The sequence below is a fragment of the Candidatus Hodgkinia cicadicola genome (genome assembly GCF_002774925.1).
Map to the genome: position 1 here is coordinate 1 of NZ_NXGO01000068.1, position 969 is coordinate 969.

At 35.7% G+C, this 969-nt stretch carries 1 protein-coding gene; it reads right to left on the reverse strand.

Annotation, left to right across the window (positions count from 1 at the left end):
* The coding region (locus MAGTDC_RS02750) for a TCP-1/cpn60 chaperonin family protein (RefSeq protein WP_278046956.1) at positions 1-852 on the reverse strand (852 nt) is incomplete at its 3' end.
* Positions 853-969 lie beyond the last annotated feature (117 nt).

Genomic DNA, 969 nt, shown 5'->3' on the forward strand with positions numbered 1-969 from the left:
TTCACGCTGTTCTGCTGTTTTGTAAAAGAAACCAGAATTTACTTCACTTTTTTCGTATTCAAAACTAACATTGCAAGTTAAAATGTATGCATTTGTTACTTTTTTTGGCATATCTGGATGTCGAGCTCCATGATCCAAAACTAAACCACGTACAAGGACTGTTTCACTAGCTGTTTTATGTTGCATTTCCATTATTTCAATCATATGCAAATCAATGTCTAATCCAGGCTGCTGTGTGGCAGCAACAGCATTGACACATACATTGGCTAAAATGTCTGCCAATTTGTAATGAACTTTAGTTTGTAAACTTGTCCTAGCTATATCAAGTAAAATACTTTCATTAACGGGGATTTTCATATCATTCAACACTTCTAGGGCAATTGACTTCGATTTTTGAAACCCCTCAGTAATTATACGTGGGTGAACACCCTCTGATATATACCTTTCGGCTTGTTTCAAAAGCTCTCCGATAATAAGTACTGTGGATGTTGTACCATCTCCAGTTGTGCAATCTATGGCGGTTGACGCTCGAGCTATAAGCGATGCTGTTGGGTGAGTAATCTGCATTTCGTGTAACAGCACATTGCCATCTTTTGTTATTTTTATGTCGCCACTTCCCGACACTAACATTTTCATAGTTCCTTTTGGACCTAGATTCGATTTCATTACATCTTGAATACCTGTAGCGCCAGAAATGTTAACAGCCAAAGCCTGTGACGCTCTAGCAAGTTCAGCTTTGGGATTTAACACTTTAATTGCTGCCATTATTAAAAGATTTAAAGGGTGATAAATACACAATTCACTTATAACAAACTGTTTCATATCGTTAAACAACAACACTACTGCCAACATTGCTCGAAAAATTGTAATTGACGCATATTACATAGTATTCAATCCGTATTTTTAGACCATTCCAAAATTCTTTAAATTATGTACATGAAGGTTTTGATAACATATCTTTAATAACAT